Origin of the sequence: Pseudomonas sp. Irchel s3b6, from assembly GCF_900187415.1 — a bacterium.
Classification (GTDB): Bacteria; Pseudomonadota; Gammaproteobacteria; order Pseudomonadales; family Pseudomonadaceae; genus Aquipseudomonas.
In genome coordinates this window covers 13,519-34,155 of the sequence record NZ_FYDM01000022.1, presented here as the reverse complement: position 1 = coordinate 34,155, position 20,637 = coordinate 13,519, and the positions used below count along the sequence as shown (strand labels likewise).

Here is a 20,637-nt window from a genome sequence, read left to right as displayed (position 1 = left end):
TTCTCAGCATCCGGATCAGTAAGCAGGAAGCACAAAGGCACGTGATCCCTATAAAACGAATGCAGAAAGGAAAAATTAACGAATGAGAACAACTATCAAAGAAGGGCGAAAAAGCGAGAAATCAAAGACCCGGCGAGCCTCTGTGGGAGCTGGCTTACCAGCGAACGCGGTGCATCAGGCACTCCGCGGTGCAACCTTCGCCAGCAAGCCGGCTCCCACAGGCAAAGGGCTAACCCACCGCTACCCTGGCATGGCGCCGATGATGGATTTCCAGGTGATTCTTTACCGCGCGCAGCACCCTGGCTTCTTGCTCATGAATGAAGAAGTGCCCGCCTGCGAGCATGTCCAGCGAGAAGCTACCCAGGGTTTCCTTGCTCCAGCCGATCAATTGTTCGGGGGTAGCGCGGTCGTTCTTGCCACCGAACACGTGGACCGGGCACTTGAGCAGCGGGCGTTCGACAGGAGCAAAACGCCCGCACAACAGAAAGTCGGCGCGCAGGATGGGCAGGGTCAGGCTCATCAGCTCTTCGTTGCCCAGCACCTCTTCGCTGGTGCCTTGCAGGCTGCGTAGCTGCTCGATCAATTGGGCGTCGGTCCTGGGCTCGGCGAAGCCACGGTCATAGTCCGAGCGCAAGGTCGGTGCGGCCGTCCCGGAGGCAAACAGCGCCACCGGTTCCGGCGTGCCCAGGGTGCGCAAGGCATGGGCCATTTCACAGGCCAGCAAGGCACCCAGGCTATGACCGAACAAGGCATAAGGCGCCTTCAGGGTCGCGCGTTGTTCGCGGGCCAATTGCAGTGCCAGCGCACGCATGTCGGTCTGCAACGGCTCGTCGAACCGCGCGCCGCGTCCCGGCAGCTCCACCGGCCTGACCTGCACCCAGTCCGGCAGCGTACGCCGCCAGCGGCTGTAGAACATGGCGCTGGCGCCCGAATAAGGCAGGCACAGCAATGTCAGCTGGGTCACCGCATTTCCCTCACATACAGGTTGTCTGTAAGGGGAACGGATGATGCCCGGAGCAAATTAGTCGCAACCGCTCAGGCCAGTCGGCGAAAGCTCTGCACCGCCGCACCCAGCACCACGACACCGGCCGCAATCGCCAGCCAGAAACCGCTGCGGGCGCCAAAGGCATCCACCAGCCAGCCGGAACCCGCCGCGCCGATGGCCACGCCAATACTCAGGCCGGTGACCAGCCAGGTCAGGCCTTCGGTGAGTTTGGCCGGCGGTACGATGCGCTCCACCAAGGCCATGGCCACAATCAGCGTCGGAGCAAAAAACAGTCCGGAAACAAACATCGCCAGCGCCAGCCCGAAGATATTGCTCGCCAGCAGCAACGGCAGCGTGGTCACCGCGGTCGCCACCCCGCCATACAGAAACAGGCGCGGCAGCGGTACGTCGAATTTCAACGCCCCGAACGCCAGGCCGGCCAGGCACGAACCGATGGCGTACACCGAAAGCACGATACTCGCCGCCGCCGGCTGCCCCTGCTGCTGAGCGAAGGCCACGCTGACCACGTCGATCACCCCCACGATGGTACCCAGGGCGATCATCAGCAGGATCAGCAAGCGCACTTCCAGCGAAGCAATGGCCGAGCCTGGCTGCTCCCGATCATGGGGGTGAATGGCTGGCTCGGTGCTGCGTTGCAGCACGAACGCCGTCACGCCGATGGCCAGCGCCAGCAACGCCGCCAACGGCCCGGCCTCGGGAAAGACCACCACGCACAAGCCCACCGACAGCGGCGGGCCGACGATAAAGCACACCTCATCGAGCACCGACTCCAGCGCATAGGCGGTTTGCAACTCGGGTTGACCACGATAGATCTCGGTCCATCGCGCCCGCACCATCGCCGACATGCTCGGCATGCAACCGGCCAGCGCGGCGAACACAAACAGCGTCCACTGGGGGGCCTGCAGACGGGTGCACAGCAACAGTAATAACAATGCACCGCCGCCGACCAACGCCGCGACGGGCAGCACCCGGCCCTGACCGAAGCGGTCGACCATCCGTGACACCTGCGGCGCGCAAAACGCCGTGGCCAGGGCGAAGGTCGCCGCCACCGAGCCGGCCAGCGTGTAACCGCCCTGTAACTGCGCGAGCATGGTGATCAGGCCGATGCCAGTCATGGAGATCGGCATGCGCGCGAGCATCCCGGCCAGCACAAAGGCCCGGCTGCCCGGGGCCTTGAATAACACCGAATAGGGGTTTGCCATCGGGGGTCTTGCCTCTCCTTGGGGGGTGCAACTTGCCATAAAGCCTCCGTGCATTAAAATCACATACGACACGTATGTCTGAAATCATGCAAACATACGCCGCGTATGTCAAACCGCAAGATCGTTTCGAGGGACACCATGGACCAGCAACCACGCGCCAAAATGATCGAGCAAACCCGCGCCAAACTGATCACCAGTGCCCGCCATGCCTTCGGCACCCAAGGCTATGGCAATACCTCAATGGACGACTTCACCGCCCAGGTCGGCCTGACGCGCGGTGCCCTGTATCACCATTTCGGCGACAAAAAGGGCTTGCTGGCGGCGGTGGTCGCGCAGATCGACAGTGAAATGGACGCCCGCCTCGACGCCATCTCGGCCAGTGCCGGCGACCCATGGAGCGGGTTCTGCCAGCGTTGCACGGCCTATTTGTACATGGCCCAGGAACATGAGATCCAGCGCATCCTGTTGCTGGACGCCCCCGCCGTGCTGGGGGACCTGACGTTGAGCCTGCAACTCGACTGTGTAGCAACCCTGAGGCGTTTGCTTGAACACTTGATGGAACATCACTTCATCACCCCCGCCCCACCCGAGGCCCTGGCGCGCCTGATCAATGGCAGCCTGGTACAGGCGGCGCTGTGGATCGCACGCGACGAAGCCCCGGCAGAGCGATTGCACGAAGCGTTACAGGGGCTGGAGGTGTTGTTGCGGGGGTTGCGCAACCATGCGCCCGTGGGCAAGTGACCCGCGCCAAGGCAAACTACCCCGCCAAGCCAGCCGACTCGTCAAGGCAATCCCATGCGCCAGGTGCTGTTGATCATTGATGTGCAACCCTCGTTCAGCCCGCCGGCCTGGCTGATCAGCGGTATCAACAATCTGTTAGGAAGCTTGCCGTCGGTGGCCACCGTCGAACGTCACGACGAAAGCCGGACCCCCTTCGCCCGCCAGCTCGGCTGGACGCCGGCCCCGGACGACGACAGCCTGGTCGCCGCCGACAAAATCTTCATCAAGCACGGCTACGCCCCCACGCCTGAAACCATTGCCTACCTGAAAGACCTGGCCCCGGAGCGAGTGCTGGTGTGCGGCATCCAGACCGATACCTGCGTCCTGGCGGCGGGCTTCGCCCTGTTCGATGCCGGTCTGCAACCGACGCTGATCAGCGACCTGACCCTGGGCTCATCCTTGGATCGCTCCGGCAAACTGGGTACCGATTTGTGGCGGCATCACTTCAAGCATGTGGTGAGCAGCGCCGAAATTTCATCGTTCCAATAGGAAAATGGGTAACCGACTAAGAGCGATTTCACAGGCCTGCCGGGATCACAGTCTTTTTGATTCGACGGTTCGGCCCGGAGTTCAGCTGTAAGAATCGGAGCAGCTGGGACTCGCCGGATCGGTAAGCCGTTAACGTCCGAACGGCAACGTTTCCGACAATTGAAGCAAAAGAATCGGTGGTTCAGACTGGATAACGACATCTTGAAAAAGCTACCGCCTTCTTCGCCCACGAACTGAAGTGGCCTGCTGCTTGGTGCAGCAACTGCAACAGTAGACTTGTACATGACGCAAGTCTGTCGACTACTGAGCATAAGTCGCTCCGGTTCTACGAGACTGACAAGCCTGCTGAGACTTCAGTATTGAGCCCGGGCACAGTTCAGCTCAACGCGTCGTATGCGACAAGTGGTGACTGCTATACAGCTGTCCGTTGCGTAAGTCTGTGCGCGCCAAGGACATGAAAACAGGTCGTTGTAACATCCACCGTTTGATAGGCGTCAACGACCAACGTTCAGCCTCAAACCGCACGTTTGTGCATACCATCGAGAGCAAACACCACCTGCCGATTGGCATCACGGCAATCAAAACGCGAGCGTGAGTGACAGAACGTTGCTCGCACGTCCCGACATGCAATAGGGCACGAACCGAAAGGGCAACTGTTGAAACATTCAGTGAGGGGGCACTGCATCCTGAGCTTGAAATTGAGCAGATAGGGCAACACGACTACGCCAACGATGCCGAAGAGAGACATGACATCACCGAATACATCGTAAATGTTTTAAATAACGGATGTCTTCGCTCAAAACCAGAGTATCTGTCATGTACCGTTTGCGAATAGATAATGACGTCGAGATTACCAATCAAAGGCTCCAGCATTCATTGACCACGGCAGTGCTCAAGCACAGCAGTCGCATACTAACTTATCAATCCTCCAGCAGAATCCCGCCAAATGGTTTTGGGATCCTCTCACGGTTCTGTGTGCCACTCTCAACCTCATTGGCCAAACTCACGTTCATCCCCCGCGCCCTACTCTTAGTTCCTACACAAACCTCGCTCACAAGGATTGATCCGACTGCGTTTTCAGGTTGCACGTAGGAAGAACTCGGGGCTAGCCTTTTCTGTTTACAAAAATATCAACGTTCGGATCATCTGACGCACACCGATGACTTAACGCGCACATAGCACCTCACACAGAACAGTGAACTTAAACCGAAACCCTTACACCAAAATAAATAAATCTCTAAATTCAACTTTTCAAAGCAACGCATTCAAAACGCTTAAGCAAAACGCCAATCACACCCAAGGAAGGTTAACAATGAACGAAACATGGACCATTAAAACACCTGTCGTCATCACACCATACAATGAACAACCCATTGGCAACAATCATGGTGGTGGATACATTAACAGTAACGGCGAATGGGGTCCTTCAGACAGGCCCCGTCGTGGTGAAGGCGGTGCATCAACTAAACATGACACAAGAAATGAACCCGCAAGCAAGGTACTGTCTGAAGAGTACGCCTCCAGCCAGAAAATTATTGAAGCCGAGACTAAGGCACGCTTAAACGGACTTTCAAACGTCGTTGAGGAGCAATTACAAGCCGCGAGACAAGCAGCCAAGCGGGCGCAGCCACTATCTTCAAGCGATGCCGCAAGCATAGACCAAGCTGTAACACTCGACATGATCAGCACAAAACACAACAACTATGTAAATCTCATTCCAGAGGCCTATGCCTTGTATGGGCACAACCCCTTCTTTCTTATGAGAGAACTGACATACAAAAAATTTACGGACGCGCTAAAAGACTTTAAACATGATAGCTCCGCGCTGATAAACGCCTTCGCATTCCTAGACAAAACCTACGGTTCTGCGCAGGAACTCAAGATCCTCTCTTTGAGCATGAAAATCTTAAGCAGGCAACTGGATAGTCTGGCCATTAAACGAAACGAGACGGAGGCTGTTTCAGCGGGCAACGAGGCCACATGGAAGACTTCCTTAAACAACAGACTATCGACGATCAACCAGGAAAAAGACATCCACATCCAACTGCTTCCGACCTTTCTCCAGCAGGAAGTTTCTGCCGCAACAGAATCTATTCAAGGGATCTCTCCAGTCCCGGCACTCTCTCATCATAAAACCGTACTGGATGCGATGATTGCAAGCAAACAAGCTTCTGCAGGAGGCTATGCTAGAGCCAACCCGAATATCACGTCGCCGCTCAGCAAGCCAGAACTTGAGGCTTTGAACAACCTCGTAAAGCTACAGGCAACCCGCCAACTGGGGCAGCGATGGGCGGACTACCATGCGTCACTGCTGAACACAGAGTCAGCCAAACACCTGTCCGAAACGTCTGACGCTTTGGGGAGGTTGCTTGTCCGTGCGCAAGAGATTGCCGCACAGCAGGCACAAATACCGCTATCACCGGAAGAAGAAACCTGGGCAGCAATACGTAACTGGTCCATTAAATATGATGCACGACGCAACTCAATTACTAACCAACACAACATTGACAAGTCCACAATTGAACAGAGATTAAAATCTGAAATTGACGCCGCTGCCGCCATCGCTCAGCCGGTTTCGACTCCAATGGAGTTTGTCGACGGGGTTATTTCCTTCTACAACAGAATGATAGAAAAACGACGAGTCGAAGCCCAACCTTACCAGGAAATTCTGAGCAAGTACCCATATACTGACTTCAAACACTCCAACCTCAAAGATTTCCTTGAGCGCTCCCGTGACAACAACCTTTCTCCTGACATTTCTTTCGAGGAAGAACTATCAGCCATCAACGCAGCTTACAGAGATGACGTGCTATTGGATGAAATAAAAAACCTGCAAGCTCGACTACCTGCGTTGTACACAGTGAAGGCACAACTCGACCCTACCGCCGAAGCCCTGGATTTAAACAGTGCACTGAATTTTGCAAGCGAGGTGAACAAAGAGATACTCACCCGATACGGCACCAAACTCGGAACTGTCACTCAAGACCTACAAAAAAATATTACAGGCAAAAAAATCAGAAGCTATCACCAAGCACTTGAAACATTCGAGAAAATCATAATCAATCCAAAACTAAAACTAACCCAGAAAGATACAGCGGCGATTGAAAGTGCATTGAGAGCACTGGATGCAAAAACATTTTCCGACAATGTGAAACGGCTAGGAAAAGCCTTTGGTGTGGTGGGCCTATCGATTCAAGGCTACAACGTCACCAATAAAGCGATAGCCGGATTCAAAACCGGCAACTGGAACCCGTTTCTACTTGAACTTGAAAGTATTGCAGTGGGTGCGGCTGCAGGTACTGTTGTAGGGCCAGTTGCAGGAGCGATAATGGCGACCCTCCTTAGTTTGCTAATGGCGCCGTGGCTTGCTACATCCGCAGCCGTCATAGCAGGGGCCATTTCAATGGCGGCTGCATCCGCCTATTTTAGCCCTGGAAAAGTTGACGAAATCAACAACATTATTTATGACTCTCTCCAATAACAACCCACCTCAACTGTAAAACACAAGAGCTTCTATCATCGATAGCTTATAACGAAACACACAGCTTAGTCCGCCTTCAATGGCTGGCTAAGCCTTACTTGTTAAAAAAGGAACTCAAATGAAAGCCTTCAATCCAGCATCAAAGCACACGAAATTAATTTTCATACTTGTCACCACCAGTATTTTACCGATCTTCATATTTGCAACCTTCATTCCACCCTATGCAAATAGCTCATCTTACGCCGCACTTGAAGACATCATCGACCTTCATCTTTTTGACAAGGTAGGTGCCTGGTCCTCTCTTTTCCCATTTACGGCAAAAGTCATCAGCAACTACATCAACCTAGCAGTCCCTTTCTTTACTCTACTGATATTGACATTTATACAAAAAGCACCACCACCACCCACCATCAACCTCCAAAATCTCTCATTAAGAAAGTACCTATTTGTTGTGGTCAGCCTTCCTTTTCTTGACTGGTTTTTCATCTATCAGAGCTATTTTTCGTTCACCAATTTCGCCACTCACAACCTGAAATTCAGAATATTCGGACAACACATTGTGTTTTTTTCATTCATGTCTTCAATACTTATGCTGAATCTTTACATTTTTGCCTTCCTCAACTACGCAGCCTTCTACCTGATACCTCATAACTACCTAAAAAACAAAATCAACCGTCACTAAGCATTTACTAACTCTTGGTTCCATAGTGTTACAAATACTGAACAACACAACCTGCCACCATTGGTACCAATGGTCATTACACTCCAGAAATATGCGGTTGCATGCCAGTCACTGCCCTCATAAGATCGATCCTTCAACGGGTACAGCGGAGCTGTGCAACAAAAACCCGAATTCAAGGACCCCGAATGAGCCAATACATCCATCGCAGCATCGACACACCACCGCGCACCGGCCTGACCCGGGACCAACTCTGGGAAGCCGAAGACAAAGGCCTGATCAAATGCTGGGAAATCGGCCGCGAACGCGCCGCCAGGTTTCCCGAGCTGGCCCAGCGCTGCCTGGCCGGTGAACTTCCGGTATTGGGCTGGAAAGGTGGCGTCAGTCGCAGCCTGAAAAAGCGCGAAAAGTACGGTTCCCTCAAATACCTCGCCCAATGGCAGGGCCTGCGCGGCGAGTCCCTGGATGTCGACCTGACCCAGGAACACCCATTGACCTGCTCCAGAACCCTGATGGTCGTGACGTTTACCCCGGACCGCTCGAAGTACATCAATGAGATGGCGGAAATGGAAACCCAGGAGCCAGAGGCCGTCTGACTCAGGCCTCCTCCCCCACGCTCTCGCGCGAAAACCGCTCCCGATACGCCTGCGGTGTCACGCCCATTGCCCGCAAGAAACTGCGGCGCAGGGTTTCTTCGCTGCCAAAGCCACATTGCGTTGCGATCCGCTTGATCGGCACGACCGTATCGCTCAGCAGGCGGCGGGCGGTTTCGACGCGGATCTGCTCGATGGCCCGCGCCGGGGTCTGGCCGGTGTCGGCGCGGTAGTGGCGGATGAAACTGCGTTCGCTCATGCCGGCTTGCAGCGCCAGCGCCGGTAGGCCGAGGTCCAGGGTGAGGTGTTCGGCGATCCAGGCGTGCAGTTCGTCAAACCGACTACCTTGCCGCTGCAGGTCCAGGGTGACGCTGAACTGCGATTGACCGCCCGGGCGCTTGAGGAACACCACCAGTTGCCGCGCCACGTCCAGCGCCATGGTCCGCCCCAGGTCCGCTTCCACCAGCGCCAGCGAGAGGTCGATGCCGGCCGTGACCCCGGCCGAGGTCCAGACCGGGCCGTCGTTGATGAAAATCGGATTGGGCTCGACCCGCAGGCGCGGATACTGCTGCGCCAGTTGCTCGCAACGCGTCCAGTGCGTGACCACCCGACGGCCGTCGAGCCAGCCGCTGGCGGCCAGCAAAAACGCCCCCGTGCACACCGACGCCACGCGCCGCGACACCGCCGCCTGCTGGCGCACCCAATGCACCAGGCCGCTGTCTTGCGTCGCCGCGTATATCCCCCAGCCACCGGCGATGATCAGGGTGTCAGAGGGTTGCTCCGGCAAGGGTTCGGCGAGCATGGCCAACCCCGCCGAAGACCGCACCGCCCCGCCCCCGGCGGCAATCACCGTCGGCGCATAAGGTGGCGGCAACCCTTGCTGGGCGGCGATGTCATTGGCCGTGGCAAACACCTGCAACGGCCCGGTGACATCCAGCAATTGCACATTGGCGAAGGCCAGCACATGAATGGTTTTCGGCGAGTTCGACATGATTGGCGTGATTCGAGGGCTTATTGGCGCATACGCCAAATCCTACGGGCTTACAGTCAAACCGTCCACCCACGCAGGGTGAGTGTGTGCAGACCCAGGAGAGAGCGTCATGACGTTGCAGATTGGTTTTCTGTTGTTCCCTAACGTGCAGCAACTGGACCTGACCGGTCCCTACGATGTACTGGCGTCGCTGCCGGACGTGAAGGTGCATCTGATCTGGAAAGACCTGATCCCCGTGACGGCCAGTACTGGTCTGATCCTCAAGCCGACCACCACCTTCGATGACTGCCCGGACCTGGATGTGATTTGCATCCCAGGTGGCAGCGGCGTCGGCCCGTTGATGGAAGACCCGCAGACCCTGGCGTTCATTCAGGCCAAGGCCGCCAAGGTGCGCTACATCACCTCGGTATGCACCGGGGCCCTGGTACTCGGCGCCGCCGGGTTGCTCAAGGGCAAGCGAGCGACCACTCACTGGGCGTATCACGACTTGTTGGGCCTGCTAGGGGCGATTGCAGTGAAGGACCGGGTGGTTCGCGACGGCAATCTGCTGACCGGTGGCGGGATCACGGCCGGCATCGACTTTGCCCTGACGCTGGCAGCCGAGTTGTATGGCGACGACGTCGCGCAGTTGCTGCAGTTGCAACTCGAATACGCACCAGCCCCCCCCTTCAGCTCGGGCGACCCGCTCACCGCGCCCGGGCGTGTACTGGAACAAGCCCAACAGCGAGTGGCCGATGCGTTGCATCAACGCCGGCAGATCACCGAGCGCGCCGCGGCCAGGCTCGACAAAGCCCTGGCCTAAGCGTGACTGGCGTGTCGGTCATTGGCCACGAATGAGCTGACTGTGCCATCGCCATAGGCCCGCTCCACCCTGGAGATCACCACCTGATAGCCCGCGTACCACTTGCGGTATTGACGCTTGGCCTCCAGGTGGCGCGGGTGAGTGGCGAAGGCGCGGATCGAGGCTTCGTCCTGCCAGTAGTCACTGGCGTTGACCAGTTCGCCATCGGCCGAACACCAGGACTGGGTGCCGACAAACCCCGGAAGGCTGATGGCAACTTCGTCAATCAGCGCGCTCAAGCGCTTGAATTCTTCGTCCCGTTGCCTGGATTTGCAGATGAGCGGCGTGATGGTGACCAGCGCCGAACCCTTCGCCACTACCGAACATGTCCCCCACGCATTGCGCGTCGCGATGGGTTCGATCGGCATGGCACCACTCGAGCAGGCCCTGGAGATGCTGCGGGAGGTGGTCGAGGTGTGAAGCGGCTTTATCGCGCCCATAAAAAAACCCGCCGAAGCGGGTTTTCAAGACCATGACGACATCCTGTCGCTGCGTTCCTTGCATATGGCCGATCATCCATGACCCTGAGTACATCCTGTGCTCAGTTGATGGAGCAAGAATACGCTTGGGATCCAAAGCGCAATAGACGACATAGTTAGCATTGCGTGTAAGACATTCGCTATAGAAACATTGCGAAAAAACTTGCCGCCAGCTGTCCTCCAGCGCCGCTGGCCGCTGGAAACACACCGGATCGATTGCAAAAGATGGGTTCACGCCGAAAGAGGGTATCGGGGTCGCGAAGACGCGACCCCATTGATAACGGGTAATGCCGCGTGCGGGGGCATCAGTGGGTGGCAAGGTACGTCTCGATGTTGTTCATTTGCTCATCCCAGCCACGGCTATCCATGCGGAACGCCTTGAGGCGACGCTCTGCCGGGATGTTGTCGAAACCTGACTCAATGACCCGCAGCAACGTGCCGCCGTCCATGTCTTCGAGTTCGAACAACACCAGGGTGGTGGGTTCCGAGGAATAATCCACCGCAGGCTCCACGGCATAAGGATGCCAGCGAAACGCAAGCACCCGCTCCGGCTCGACCCTCATCACCTCCACGTCCCAGACCAGATGCTCATAGCCCGGGTAAGTGATTTGCCCTTGGGTACGCTCGCCCGCCACGAAACGCTTGCCGCCCAGTGCGACGCCAAACCACTGGCCAAAGGACTCGGCATTGGCCAGGGCCCGCCAGACTTTCGAGCGTGGAACCCTGAGCAGGATCTTTCTTTCGATGCGATCTGATGTGTGCATAGGGCACCTCCTTTGATGAACACTAGGCGCGGACGACCGAACGGGCAATCCTGCCGATGTATCCAACACTTACGACTCGCCCCGGCGATCATCGTTCAGCGTGGGGCAACGCCCGGTTATCGGTGCTAACGTGGGCTTTCGACCGTTCGTCAGCCGCGTAAAGGAAGACACCATGAGCACACTCCACGGCAGTTGCCTGTGCAAGGCCATCGCCTATGAACTCGACCGCCTCGACATGCCCGTCAGTCACTGCCATTGCCACACCTGCCGCAAGGCGCATGGGGCTGCGTTCGCCTCGACGGCCGGGGTCATGCGTGAGCATTTTCGCTGGGTCAGGGGGCAGGAGCTGCTGACTTCGTTCGAGTCATCCCCCGGCAAGCTGCGGCACTTTTGCTCGCGCTGCGGCTCACAGCTGATGGCCGAACGCCCGGCCCAACCCCATGTGATTGTGCGGGTGGCCACCCTGGATGATGATCCGGGCGTGACGCCACAGGCGCACATCTGGACCGCTCACGATGTGCCATGGCTGGCGTATCAAGGGATCCCTGAGTGCGCGCAGTGGCAGCCGGCCTGAAGCTTGCGCAGACCTGACGAGTGTTCTTCAATCACCCCCACTCAATGTCCCGACCTCAAGCGAGCCCTCCCATGCGCTTACCGTGTTTACTGACCCTTGCCCCCCTGCTGCTGGCCTCCGGCGCCCAGGCTGACGACTGCGCCAACGCCGTCGACCAGCGCACGATGAACGCGTGCGCCGCCAAGGACTACCAGAGCGCCGACAAGCAGCTCAACAGCCTCTACAAGCAGATCAATGAACGCCTGAAGGACAACCCCGAAAGCAAAAAGCTGCTGGTGGGTGCACAACGCGCCTGGGTTGCGTTTCGTGATGCCGAGTGCGGGTTCTCCGCCTCTGGGGTGGCCGGTGGCAGTGTCTACCCGCTGATCCACAGCAATTGCCTGGCCGAGCAGACCAAGGCGCGGGTGGCGGTGCTCAAGACCTACCTCAAGTGCCAGGAAGGCGACCTCGGCTGCCCGGTGCCCGGGGCTTGATACCAGGCTGGCGGTGAGCACCTCTTCGCGGGCCAGCCTGTTCCTTGTGGGAGCTAGCCGGTCCCGTTACCGGACAAACACCTGCGCCGTGGTGATCGCCATGTCGCCACCCGGCAGCTTGATGGTGCCGATCTGCTTCATGGTCTCGGAATCAAAGATCGCCACATCGTTGAAAGTCCCGGCCAGGTAAATCTTGCTGCCGTCCTTGTTGAAGGAAATGCAGTAGTAGGAGTGATCCAGGGTCGCTGCCTGAATCAGCTTCTTCTGCTTGATGTCGTACTTGGCCAGGCGGTTGAGCACGCCGAACATCAGGTTCGGGTCCTTGGGCGAGCGCATGCCGCTGAAGTAGATTTCCGTCAGGGGACCAAAATCGGTGGTCTCGGTCTTGCCGGTTTTCAGGTCGATGCTGAACAGCCCGTAGAGGTACTCGGCCGTGGCCGGATCCTGTTTCTTGTCCTGGAATTTCGCCGCGGTGTAGAGCAGCGAGAAGTCATGGCGGTAGGTCTGCTGGTTCCACACATAGAGCACGTCCGGCGCGCTGTAGTTAGGGCGTTTCCAGTGACGACTGGGGATCAGCACGTCGAACTTGCCGGTCTTCACATCGACCTTGTAGACGTCCGCACCGGCCACGTACAGCGTGCCATCATCACCGCTCTGCATGATGGTCAGCTGACGCGGTGCGGGGAAGCTGCGCACAGGCTTGGCGTTCAGGCCGGCGTCGGTGGCATAGACATCCAGCCGTGGCGCCTGCACTTCATAACGGTCGTTGAGCATCCGCGTCGGATTGGCGACGGTGTACAGCTCCTTGCCGTCGTGGCTGACGGTAAAGGCGAACATCGAGCGCGCCTTCTCCCCCGGTTGCTGGGAGATGCTGGCGTGGAATACCTGCTTGCAGGTGTCCAGTTCAATGCCGTAGACGTCGGCGTAGTGATTGTTCAGCACGTAGGCGGTCTTGCGGTCCGGCGACAGCTGAACGGTCCCGGGGCCGAACGCGTCCGGCAGCTTGCAGGTCTTGTACAGGCTGTCGGTTTTCAGGTCGATCAGGTGCAGGTTGTTCGGGTAATTGGTGGTCACCATGTATTCGTGACCGGCGTTGAGCGCCAGGTTTTCATCGGCCAGGACACTGAGCGAACAGGCGCTCAGGACGGCGAAAGCGGCCAGGCCGCAGGCTTGGGTGCGAAGCATGCTGGAATCCTTCTCTGTCCGGTTAATTGTCTTTAGGAAAGACGGTGCCGAGGTTGCGCCAGTTGTCGTTGGACGCCTGGGCGTCCTTGTTCCAGTCCGGATAGGTGCTCATCATGTCCGGCACCTGGGCCGGCCACCAGCACGGGTCGGAACAGCCATAGAGGTCAGCCTCCATTGGCTGGCACAGCGACGACACACCGCCAAAGGCGTCGATCTCCCAACCCGGGTCGGTGGTCGAGGCGCAGCCGGCGACTGAACTCATCGCCACCACCTCTTCGATGCGGTTTTCAGCCGCGGCCTGCTCGAGCTTCTGGGCTTTGTTATTGATTGCCTTGAGATGTTTCATATCAGTGAGCCTTGCGCGGAGTGATGTAGCTGCTGATGAACGCAGGGTTATGGGCCATGATCCGGGTGTAGACCTCGATGCCGAAGTCGACCCAGTCACGCATCAGTTCGCAGTAGTGATACGTCGGGTGGGTCGGGTCGCCATAGCGGGCGTAGCTTTCGTGGTAGCAGCCGCCGGAACACAGGTTGCGGATCTGGCAGTCTTCGCAGCCGGTGTTGCTGCGGTCCAGGCGCTGGGACAGGAAGTCGTTCAACTCGACCTGCTTCACCCCGCTGTGGACGTTGCCGAAGGTCGGCAATGACGAGCCGGTGAAGCGGTGGCACAGGTTCAGTTCGCCCTTGTGGTCCACCGCCAGCATCTTCAGCCCGGCGCCGCATGGCAGGGCTTTCTTGTGGCCTTCGTGGATGTCGGTGATCAGCTGGTGCAGGTTGGAGAACCCGATATTGCGGTGCTCCAGCGCCGCCTCCAGGTAACGGCGACCGAGTGCTTTCATGTTGGCGAACACTTGCACCAGTTCATCGCTGGTGAGGTTGAAGCTGCTGATGTCGCCGGAGGTCACCGGGGCAAAGCCGACTTCGGCAAAGCCCAATTCGTTGAACAGGTGATCCCAGATGGTTTCGACGTCGGTGACGCCGGTGGTCAGGGTCACCCGTGCCCCCACCGGGCGGCTGTTGTAGCGCGACAGCAGCATCTGGGCCTTGCGCCGTACCACGTCATAGGTGCCCTGCCCGCCCACGGTAATACGGTTGCGGTCGTGCACGGTTTTCGGCCCGTCGATGCTCACCGACAAGCCGAAGCGGTGGGCGTTGAGGTAGTCCACCGTTTCCTCGGTGAGCAGCGTGGCGTTGGTGGTCATGACGAACTCTACGAACTTGCCCGCCTCGGCAAACCGCTTCTCACAATAGTCGACCATGTATTCGATCAGCTTGCGGTTGCTCAGCGGCTCTCCACCAAAAAACACGACCGTAAAACGCTCTTCATCCGGGGACTCCTTGAGCAGCATCTCCACCGAGGCAATGGCGGTGTCGACGTCCATCTTCTTGCCGGCCGACGGCTTGTCGAGGTCTTCCTTGTAGCAATAGGTGCAGCTCAGGTTGCAGCCGGTGTTGACGTTGAGTACCACGGTGTTGATCGCCGTGCGCTCGACCCGTTTGGTACCGATGTCCGGGGTCAGCGGCGAGCCGTCGCTGACCAGTTCCAGGGAGATCAGCTCACGCAGGGTTTCGTTGATTTCCTCGCCGTTGAAGCGTGTGGCCAGGCGCTGGATCAGGTCCTGCGATGTACAGCCGGGACCGCGCAAGGTATCGATGATGGTGCCGGTCAGCTCGTCGCTGGCAAACAGCGAACTGCTGGGAATGTGAAACAGCATGCGGTCGGCATCCACCTGCACTTCGTGCAGGTTGCGTTCGACCAGATTCAAGATAGCGCCCATGGCAAACCTCCTGTGCAGGCCCCGTTATGCGGGGCTTGCGGTCATTCCGAAAAGTGTCTGAAGCCGTTGCGTTCATTGCACTTATGGAATGGGTGGATTGTTCCAGCGTTGCACGGTCACGATCAGGTGGCCTTCGCCGGTCAGGGACTTCCCTGCGTCGTCGACGGCGGCGATCACCTTGAGGTTGCCGGCATTGTTGGTGGACATCTTGCGTGCCGGGTTCGGCCCGGCATCGCCTGGGGTGAACACGCCGCTGTCGGCCTGTATGGTGCCGGCAAACTTGACGTCTTCGTCTTCCCTGGCGCGGTCGTCGAAGGCTTCGACCTTCCACTGTGCCGGGAACACGCCAATGCGGTAGGGCTTGCCATCAGCGCCTTTGCCCCAGGCCTCAGCGTCGAAGCGGCCCTGGACTTTCGGTGTCGAACCGCCACCGTCGCCGATGCGTCCCACGGAGAACTCAGGCACGACTTTGACTTCGGCGATCTGGTTGTAGACCGACAGGGTCGGACCTTTCAGCGCACCGAGGGTGACTGCGCGCAGGCCTGGCCTGGCGTCGGCGCTGGCCTTGAGTTTGACCTTGATCTGCTCGGGGCTCTGCGCGATGACGTCGACCACTTCCACGCCCTTGCCGAAATCAGGTTTGCCTTGCAGACCGCTGCCGATCAGGGTCACTTCGGTTTCACTGCCGGCCTTCAGGTAGCCCGGCTGCACCGCCAGCAAACGACTGGAACCTTGTTTGGCGGCGATGAAATCGAGGCCGCGCTCATCGTGCTCGGCTTCGAACATCCGGCCTTGCAGTTCGCTGCCTTTGGCGGCGAACACCTGACGCATGACCACTCCGTCGATGGTCACGTTGCCGCGCCATTCGTAGCCGGTGTAGAGGATCGCGCTACCGTCGCCATTGAACGGGCTGCCATCGGCGTATTGGCCTTTGACCGCGACCTTGAACTGGTCATCACCCGAAGCTCCGATGCTCATCACGCCGGCCAGTTCGCCCTTGCCTGGCAAGTGGCCGCTGAAGCTCCAGTCGCCCACCAGGGCATCGGCCTTGGGTGCGGTTTTCTGCCAGTTCTTCCAGGCGGGGTTGTCCAGTGCGTAGCGCTTGGCCAACAGCGGCACCATTTCCTTGCGGGCGATGTCGAACCAGTCGCGGTCGCGAGCCAGGGCCTGGTACTCCAGGGACGGCCATTGGCCGAGGTGGAAGTTCACCAGGCGTTCCCACTCCTGGGCCGGCCGACGCTGCAGGGCGACCCGCGCACCGGAGTGGCAGCGGCCGCACATCTGGCTGGTCTGCTCGTCGAACTGCTCGACGGTGTTGAGCCGACGTTCCAGCGCATAGCGCACGCCATCGGTTTCACTCGGTGCCAGGCCCTGGGTATCAGCGAGGTACTTGACCAGCGTACGACGGTCTTCATCGCTGATCTGCAAGCCGTGCATGACCTGCATGCGGGCAATGCTCATCAGCCAGCCTTCGGGGGTCTTACGCTGGTGACTGATACGGCTCAAGGCATTGTCGGCTTCAGGGGTATGACAGCCCTGGCAGGTTTCCTTGAGGATGGTCTGGGCGTCTCGCGCCGCAAGGCTGGGGGGAGAATGCAAGGCGGCACAGACGGCCAGCGCCAGCAGGCCGCTGGACATGCCTGCTCGGAGTGTTCTCTTCATCAAGGTCGGACCTCCACGGAGCTTTCTTATTGTTGTGTGTCGTTTTTATGGTTTCTGCCATGGCCGGTTGTGCCGGACATGGAGGCAAGAGAAACGTCTGAGGTCAGCAATACACGGAGCGTGCCAGCTTATAAGTTGTGTTTGTTATCAAGGACTTGATTGAGCTCCAGTACGCACTCCCCGGACAATCGCTTGCCTGCCGCGTTTAATTTCGCGACAACTGTTCCACTCTGAGACGAGACCGATAAACATCAGGGTCGCTACCCACGAGAGCGGAAGAATCTTGAGAGCTAAGCACACAGAGGAGGAAGGCGACTGCCTGCGGTACCGACGAGCGAACGGAAGGTGGGCGAACCAGCGCCATACAGTCACCGAGGTGCGGTCGACGGGGCAGAAGGAGCTTCGTATTGGTGACGTGTGGAACAGGCATCAGCTCCAGTCGGTTCCAAAAATGGAAGGTTCCGAATCCCAACAGACATGGGCATGGGCCAGAAATCATCTTTTTTGTGAGGCCATCGATTGGGACTCACAAAAAAGATGAGAAAAGCCTGCTGGGCTCACTGAATGGATGAGCAGCTACCAGCAGGAGCGCAATGCGTTACTCAACAGCTCACAGTTAACCTGGCAAGGTTCGGTTCGTTGCAGATATTGCGTAGCAGAGCCAAACCGTTTTCGAATACCGCCGAGGGACGGGCGAGTGAAATGCGAATGAAGCGGGAACTGTGGATACCGCGCTCGTAATAGGCGTGCCAAAAAAAGTGGCTGCCGGGCAGGCAATGGAAGCCGTGCGATAAAAACTGCTGGATGAGCTCTGCATCGGTTTTCCCCGTGCGCGAGACATCGATCCACTCTACGGGCATCACGGTTGCACGACTGTCGGTAATACAACGGAAATGAGTATCGGCCAGCACGGCCCTGACCTTGCGGCGCCGCAGCCCGATTTCATGCACCAGAGCCTGTTCCAGACCCATTTCAGCCGTGCGCCGGAACAGGTCGACGAAAACCCCCATGACGAAGCGCGAATGACACAGGTAGATCTCCTCGTAGGCCTTTTCCAACCCCGCGGCCAGATCTTCGGAATAGACGATCATGCTCGATTTCATGTCTTGGGTTGGCCAGGTCTTGCCGGTGTCTTCGATTACCACGAAGGAACCGCCAGCCTTCAATAGCGCGGCATAATCATTGAAGGGATCCCTGGCATAGAAGCGAAAGGTAGAGTCAACCACCAAGACCTTGTTCTGTCTTTGGCAGTACTCGGCTATCACCTTGAATTGTTGTTCGCGAATCAGATAACCGGTGGGATTGTTAGGGTTTACCAGGAACAAGGTATCGAACGAAAAACCATCTAATAGCTCGACCAGCCTATCTTGGTCAATCGCCTCTATCATCGACTGCTCGCTGAGAGGCGACACCTCACAACCTCGACGCTTAAGCATTAAGTACAGGTTGTCGAACGTGGGTTCGATCAGCAACACTCGCTGAGCCCGCTCGGCAAGTAGTGTCGCAACGATATCGATAGAGTTGGATGCAGTCGGAGAAACTCTGAAGTGATCGTGTCGCAACAACTCGCTAGAGTCCAGCAGGTTGGCCCATTCGGTCTTGAAAGACCTCTCCATGTCGCGAACTTTGGTTTGATTGCAGTCATGCCAAATGGTGGGCAATTGCTCGACAACACCCTCCAGCCCCTTGGATAACTCATGATAAGCGTGCCCGTCAGCAAAGCTGCAGGTCGAATTCAGGGCCAGGTATTCATGATCAGTCAATGTAGTCAACATAACACTTCCTTGTGAACGTTGGCCGCTAGGGCAACGTGATTTTCAGGCCACTCACCACCCCGGACAGGTTATTCCCGAAGGATTCGAAGAACGGTATGAGTCCATGGGGCATCGCCTGATAAATTTCCAGTCCTTGGTAAAAGCGACGTAGATAACAATGCGTCACTGGTAGCCCTACATGGCGAACTGCCTGGGCTATGAACTGCTTTGGTACATTGTTGTAGGTCGCCTTGCAGTTGATGTAATAGGCTCTCAACCCACAGCGCTTTGCGAACTCAGAGACACTGCCCAGGATGTCCAGGACCCGCTCTTCGGACTGCAACAGACGACCGCCACCCTCGACGCCGTCAAGCAACAACCCCGGCGTACCCTCGACATCGGCTACGGCAATCAGATTAATACGGCCAATGCGCCGCCCTTGATACCAGACATACAGGCGACATAAATTCGGCTCAACCAGATAACCTGGGGCATTATTGACAGCGTAATCACCAATACCGGTACAGGAGTAGAACTCGTCGGAACGACTGTAGTCCTGCCATGGGTTTCTGTTCCAGGTACTGATGAATACCCGCTGCTTCGAATGCCGATCTCGCAAATCCTCCCGGTTATGGTCGTCGAGATAAGTCCTGACACTTGCAATATCCTCGGGTGCCCGCGATCCGTTGCTATCGATTGGAAATGCCGTATCTATCATCAATCGCAAGCGGGCTTCGGTGTACTCGGCATGTCGGTCGAACAGCGACTTGTTCCTGTAAACCAAGGATTGCCGAGCCACCTTGTCATAGGTCGCGTCTATAGCCTGCCCTATCAGCGCCCTGAAACGCGCGACCCCCATCTCTCCGCCCCAATAATCGAACGATGAAAACCAAGCACCGGCATAGGCATCGGCGATATGCATGCGGGCATTCGCGAAAGCAGGCTGCTGTTCGAGCCAGCGATTAAAATCACTGGTCGACAACTGAAAACGCATGTTCTCAAGTGTTTTCTGATCCATGAGGTTCATATTGGAAATAATCGCAGAGACCAACCCGCCATCGAACACCCCAGGGACGTCGATATGCGAGGTCATACTTGCGCCATCCAATTGTTCAACCGAAGCGGTGTCCGTGCGAACCGCTCCAACCTGCGGCAAGCCATTGGCAAGCAGATAATGAAAATAGTCGACATGTTCATCTAACAGGTGGTCCAGGCGCTCATGTACTGCCTGAATGCTATGTTGGGCAAATACCTCATCGGCATTTTCCAGTAAGGCAACGGCGCCAAAACTGCCGTAACGGGCATGCACAGCGCAGACCAAAGCCACCAGCGCATCCAGGTCAGTGGCAGGCAAGTGCCGGCTATAGTTCTTGATGTGGATGAGCAAGGGAGCGCAGCAAGGGCCCAGTTCGTCCTTATGACGCAACACACAGTCCATGGCGGCCCGATAGTAAACGACGCCTACCGCCTCCAGGATCGACTCCAGATCATCACACAGAGCAGAGTCGGAAGTGCCGATCAGATAGGACAGACCACGTGCCGAATGATCTTTAATGGCTAGCAAAAACTCAACGAAAGCTTGCATATCCAGGTGCTGCTTGAGCAGCGGGATCTTTTCTATCAGGTAAGCCGCGACAAAGGCACTGTTGCGTTCTAATTCAAGAATGCCAGGCAAGAACCACGCCCACTCCTCACTGCTGAGTTCAAGTAGATGACGATGATGCTTAAGTACATTGTTGATCAGCACATCGTCGCAGGCCGCGATTCGCGACAACAACTGATCAACGACAATCGCAAGCTCAGTGCCCTGTAATTGCTCAAGACAATCAATCGCAACGTCATAAGCGTCAATGTAAGTAGCCAGTACTTCACGCATACGCACTCCCCCTGTACAGACCGGCGATCT

20 protein-coding genes are annotated in these 20,637 nt (G+C 57.3%); 9 read left to right on the top strand and 11 right to left on the bottom strand.

Annotation, left to right across the window (positions count from 1 at the left end; translation table 11 throughout):
• Nucleotides 1-229: 229 nt before the first annotated feature.
• Both CKW07_RS23675 and CKW07_RS23670 read right to left on the bottom strand, forming a co-directional pair.
• Nucleotides 230-964 carry a thioesterase II family protein gene (locus tag CKW07_RS23675; RefSeq protein ID WP_095147297.1) on the bottom strand — a complete coding sequence of 245 codons (735 nt, stop codon included), beginning with the start codon at nucleotides 962-964 and terminating at the stop codon, nucleotides 230-232.
• A gap of 71 nt (nucleotides 965-1,035) precedes the next feature.
• Nucleotides 1,036-2,208 (bottom strand): MFS transporter, encoded by a 1,173-nt coding sequence (locus CKW07_RS23670; RefSeq protein ID WP_095147296.1) that lies wholly within the window; start codon nucleotides 2,206-2,208, stop codon nucleotides 1,036-1,038.
• A 138-nt stretch (nucleotides 2,209-2,346) separates the two neighbouring features.
• Between CKW07_RS23670 and CKW07_RS23665 the strand changes: the two genes are divergently transcribed.
• The 5 genes from CKW07_RS23665 (at nucleotide 2,347) to CKW07_RS23645 (ending at nucleotide 8,233) form a co-directional block, all read left to right on the top strand.
• Entirely contained in the window at nucleotides 2,347-2,949 is a 603-nt protein-coding gene (locus CKW07_RS23665; protein ID WP_095147295.1) for a TetR/AcrR family transcriptional regulator, read from the top strand.
• Nucleotides 2,950-3,003: 54 nt separating this feature from the next.
• On the top strand, nucleotides 3,004-3,477 hold the full coding sequence (locus CKW07_RS23660) for a cysteine hydrolase family protein (protein WP_095147294.1): 474 nt from the start codon (nucleotides 3,004-3,006) through the stop codon (nucleotides 3,475-3,477).
• Nucleotides 3,478-4,789: 1,312 nt separating this feature from the next.
• The gene (locus CKW07_RS23655) at nucleotides 4,790-6,958 is read left to right on the top strand and encodes a colicin-like pore-forming protein (protein WP_095147293.1); all 2,169 of its coding nucleotides are present in this window, start codon (nucleotides 4,790-4,792) and stop codon (nucleotides 6,956-6,958) included.
• 118 nt (nucleotides 6,959-7,076) lie between these two features.
• Nucleotides 7,077-7,640: a hypothetical protein gene (locus tag CKW07_RS23650; protein WP_095147292.1), complete on the top strand. Its 564-nt coding sequence runs from the start codon at nucleotides 7,077-7,079 to the stop codon at nucleotides 7,638-7,640.
• Between the two features lie 185 nt (nucleotides 7,641-7,825).
• Nucleotides 7,826-8,233, top strand: coding sequence for a hypothetical protein (locus CKW07_RS23645; protein WP_095147291.1), 408 nt, complete (start codon nucleotides 7,826-7,828; stop codon nucleotides 8,231-8,233).
• A 1-nt stretch (nucleotide 8,234) separates the two neighbouring features.
• On the opposite strand, the gene CKW07_RS23640 is transcribed toward CKW07_RS23645, so the two are convergent.
• On the bottom strand, nucleotides 8,235-9,221 hold the full coding sequence (locus CKW07_RS23640) for a GlxA family transcriptional regulator (RefSeq protein ID WP_095147290.1): 987 nt from the start codon (nucleotides 9,219-9,221) through the stop codon (nucleotides 8,235-8,237).
• A gap of 109 nt (nucleotides 9,222-9,330) precedes the next feature.
• Here CKW07_RS23640 and inhA point away from each other — a divergent pair, with 109 nt between their 5' ends.
• Complete coding sequence (gene inhA / locus CKW07_RS23635; protein WP_095147289.1) at nucleotides 9,331-10,023, top strand: isonitrile hydratase; 693 nt, start codon at nucleotides 9,331-9,333, stop codon at nucleotides 10,021-10,023.
• Here the strand turns inward: inhA and CKW07_RS23630 are convergent.
• Entirely contained in the window at nucleotides 10,020-10,352 is a 333-nt protein-coding gene (locus tag CKW07_RS23630) for an antibiotic biosynthesis monooxygenase (protein ID WP_095147308.1), read from the bottom strand. The genes inhA and CKW07_RS23630 overlap by 4 nt on opposite strands.
• On the opposite strand from CKW07_RS23630, the gene CKW07_RS23625 reads away from it, so the two are divergent.
• The gene (locus CKW07_RS23625) at nucleotides 10,273-10,482 is read left to right on the top strand and encodes a hypothetical protein (RefSeq protein ID WP_256577105.1); all 210 of its coding nucleotides are present in this window, start codon (nucleotides 10,273-10,275) and stop codon (nucleotides 10,480-10,482) included. The two genes, CKW07_RS23630 and CKW07_RS23625, sit on opposite strands and share 80 nt — an antisense overlap.
• A 364-nt stretch (nucleotides 10,483-10,846) precedes the next feature.
• Here the strand turns inward: CKW07_RS23625 and CKW07_RS23620 are convergent, their stop codons facing one another.
• A complete protein-coding gene (locus CKW07_RS23620; RefSeq protein WP_095147288.1) occupies nucleotides 10,847-11,305 on the bottom strand; it encodes an SRPBCC family protein in 459 nt (152 codons plus the stop codon).
• 172 nt (nucleotides 11,306-11,477) lie between these two features.
• On the opposite strand from CKW07_RS23620, the gene CKW07_RS23615 reads away from it, so the two are divergent.
• Both CKW07_RS23615 and CKW07_RS23610 read left to right on the top strand, forming a co-directional pair.
• Complete coding sequence (locus CKW07_RS23615) at nucleotides 11,478-11,879, top strand: GFA family protein (protein ID WP_141234477.1); 402 nt, start codon at nucleotides 11,478-11,480, stop codon at nucleotides 11,877-11,879.
• A gap of 71 nt (nucleotides 11,880-11,950) precedes the next feature.
• Nucleotides 11,951-12,352, top strand: a complete 402-nt coding sequence (locus CKW07_RS23610) for a lysozyme inhibitor LprI family protein (protein WP_095147287.1) — start codon at nucleotides 11,951-11,953, stop codon at nucleotides 12,350-12,352.
• Between the two features lie 66 nt (nucleotides 12,353-12,418).
• Here CKW07_RS23610 and peaD read toward each other — a convergent pair whose 3' ends face one another.
• From peaD to CKW07_RS23580, 6 genes are all read right to left on the bottom strand, one after another.
• Entirely contained in the window at nucleotides 12,419-13,537 is a 1,119-nt protein-coding gene (peaD, locus tag CKW07_RS23605; protein WP_095147286.1) for a quinohemoprotein amine dehydrogenase subunit beta, read from the bottom strand.
• Between the two features lie 22 nt (nucleotides 13,538-13,559).
• Nucleotides 13,560-13,883: a quinohemoprotein amine dehydrogenase subunit gamma gene (gene qhpC / locus CKW07_RS23600; protein ID WP_095147285.1), complete on the bottom strand. Its 324-nt coding sequence runs from the start codon at nucleotides 13,881-13,883 to the stop codon at nucleotides 13,560-13,562.
• 1 nt (nucleotide 13,884) lies between these two features.
• A complete protein-coding gene (gene peaB, locus CKW07_RS23595) occupies nucleotides 13,885-15,315 on the bottom strand; it encodes a quinohemoprotein amine dehydrogenase maturation protein (RefSeq protein ID WP_095147284.1) in 1,431 nt (476 codons plus the stop codon).
• 81 nt (nucleotides 15,316-15,396) lie between these two features.
• Entirely contained in the window at nucleotides 15,397-16,977 is a 1,581-nt protein-coding gene (gene peaA / locus CKW07_RS23590) for a quinohemoprotein amine dehydrogenase subunit alpha (protein WP_095147283.1), read from the bottom strand.
• Nucleotides 16,978-17,579: 602 nt separating this feature from the next.
• Nucleotides 17,580-18,752: a pyridoxal phosphate-dependent aminotransferase gene (locus CKW07_RS23585; RefSeq protein ID WP_095147282.1), complete on the bottom strand. Its 1,173-nt coding sequence runs from the start codon at nucleotides 18,750-18,752 to the stop codon at nucleotides 17,580-17,582.
• 25 nt (nucleotides 18,753-18,777) lie between these two features.
• Entirely contained in the window at nucleotides 18,778-20,607 is a 1,830-nt protein-coding gene (locus tag CKW07_RS23580; protein ID WP_095147281.1) for a hypothetical protein, read from the bottom strand.
• Nucleotides 20,608-20,637: the final 30 nt, after the last annotated feature.

Coding starts and splice junctions, on each gene's coding strand:
- CKW07_RS23670 (WP_095147296.1), bottom strand. CDS start 2,208: ATGGCAAACCCCTATTCGGTGTTATTCAAGGCCCCGGGCAGCCGGGCC.
- CKW07_RS23665 (WP_095147295.1), top strand. CDS start 2,347: ATGGACCAGCAACCACGCGCCAAAATGATCGAGCAAACCCGCGCCAAA.
- CKW07_RS23660 (WP_095147294.1), top strand. CDS start 3,004: ATGCGCCAGGTGCTGTTGATCATTGATGTGCAACCCTCGTTCAGCCCG.
- CKW07_RS23655 (WP_095147293.1), top strand. CDS start 4,790: ATGAACGAAACATGGACCATTAAAACACCTGTCGTCATCACACCATAC.
- CKW07_RS23650 (WP_095147292.1), top strand. CDS start 7,077: ATGAAAGCCTTCAATCCAGCATCAAAGCACACGAAATTAATTTTCATA.
- CKW07_RS23645 (WP_095147291.1), top strand. CDS start 7,826: ATGAGCCAATACATCCATCGCAGCATCGACACACCACCGCGCACCGGC.
- CKW07_RS23640 (WP_095147290.1), bottom strand. CDS start 9,221: ATGTCGAACTCGCCGAAAACCATTCATGTGCTGGCCTTCGCCAATGTG.
- inhA (WP_095147289.1), top strand. CDS start 9,331: ATGACGTTGCAGATTGGTTTTCTGTTGTTCCCTAACGTGCAGCAACTG.
- CKW07_RS23625 (WP_256577105.1), top strand. CDS start 10,273: ATGGCAACTTCGTCAATCAGCGCGCTCAAGCGCTTGAATTCTTCGTCC.
- CKW07_RS23620 (WP_095147288.1), bottom strand. CDS start 11,305: ATGCACACATCAGATCGCATCGAAAGAAAGATCCTGCTCAGGGTTCCA.
- CKW07_RS23615 (WP_141234477.1), top strand. CDS start 11,478: ATGAGCACACTCCACGGCAGTTGCCTGTGCAAGGCCATCGCCTATGAA.
- CKW07_RS23610 (WP_095147287.1), top strand. CDS start 11,951: ATGCGCTTACCGTGTTTACTGACCCTTGCCCCCCTGCTGCTGGCCTCC.
- peaD (WP_095147286.1), bottom strand. CDS start 13,537: ATGCTTCGCACCCAAGCCTGCGGCCTGGCCGCTTTCGCCGTCCTGAGC.
- qhpC (WP_095147285.1), bottom strand. CDS start 13,883: ATGAAACATCTCAAGGCAATCAATAACAAAGCCCAGAAGCTCGAGCAG.
- peaB (WP_095147284.1), bottom strand. CDS start 15,315: ATGGGCGCTATCTTGAATCTGGTCGAACGCAACCTGCACGAAGTGCAG.
- peaA (WP_095147283.1), bottom strand. CDS start 16,977: ATGAAGAGAACACTCCGAGCAGGCATGTCCAGCGGCCTGCTGGCGCTG.
- CKW07_RS23585 (WP_095147282.1), bottom strand. CDS start 18,752: ATGTTGACTACATTGACTGATCATGAATACCTGGCCCTGAATTCGACC.
- CKW07_RS23580 (WP_095147281.1), bottom strand. CDS start 20,607: ATGCGTGAAGTACTGGCTACTTACATTGACGCTTATGACGTTGCGATT.